This is a genomic window from Mycobacteroides sp. H003, from assembly GCF_001440135.1.
GTDB classification, from domain to species: domain Bacteria; phylum Actinomycetota; class Actinomycetes; order Mycobacteriales; family Mycobacteriaceae; genus Mycobacterium; species Mycobacterium gwanakae.
In genome coordinates this window covers 1-869 of sequence record NZ_LJYL01000018.1, presented here as the reverse complement: position 1 = coordinate 869, position 869 = coordinate 1, and the positions used below count along the sequence as shown (strand labels likewise).

The following is an 869-nucleotide window of genomic DNA, read 5'->3' as shown; positions in this document are numbered from 1 at the left end:
GTGGTGCTCCCTGGTTCCAGGATGAAGTTGATGTCGTTGAGGACGTGTTCGCTGGTGCTGTCGTAGCGGAAGGTGACGTTGCGGAATTCGATGCGTGGGGCGGGGGTGTGGGCGGATGCGACGGCGTCTCCGGGTTGATCGGCGGCGTCGGTGGTGATGATGGTGTTGAGGCGCTCAAATATGGCGCGCGAGTTTTCGACCGCCCCGCCCAGGCCCGCTAGGACGGTGAATGGTTCCAGGAATCGGACCACGATGACCATGAGTGCGACGGCTTCGGGTGCTCCGATCTCGCCGCGCACCGCGAGGGCTGTGGTGGTGCCGGCGAGCAGGATGAGGGTGATCTGGCTGACGATGCTGAACAGCAGCTGACCGGGGATCTGAAAGAGCAAGAGCCGCATGGTCGCACCACGTGCTGTCGCGACGGCTTGGCCGGCCTGGCTGCGGGCGGGGTTCACGCGTCGGCTGGCTCGTAGGGCGGCTTGGGTGCGTGCGAATTCCAGGATGCGTTCGGTCAGTGCGCTGTGCGCCTTGGTGTCTGCTTCGTCGGCGGTGCGGACGATGCGGATACTCGCCAGTAGCGCGCCGACTATGAGTGGCAAGGTGATGGCGGCGGCGATGCCGAGTTTGTATGAGACGAAGAACAATCCGATGGTGATGGCTGCCGGTAGTAGTGCTGCGCCGATCATCGGCGTCAGCAGGTTGGAGATGAATCCGACGAGGTCGGGGCCGCCGGAGGAGATTGCCTGGCGGGCCATGGCGGTGCGTTCGGCGGTGAACCAGCTCAGTGGGATGTGGGTGAGCCGGTCGGCGACTTGGTGTTGTGAGTCGTTGAGTAGGGCGAATCCGATGCGGTAGCCGATGCGGGCCAG

The 869-nt window shown here is 64.4% G+C and carries 1 protein-coding gene; it reads right to left on the bottom strand.

The features are described 5' to 3' along the window. Positions 1-869, bottom strand: an 869-nt coding sequence (locus tag AOT87_RS12595) for an ABC transporter ATP-binding protein (protein ID WP_131727640.1), incomplete at both ends; no start/stop codon positions are given.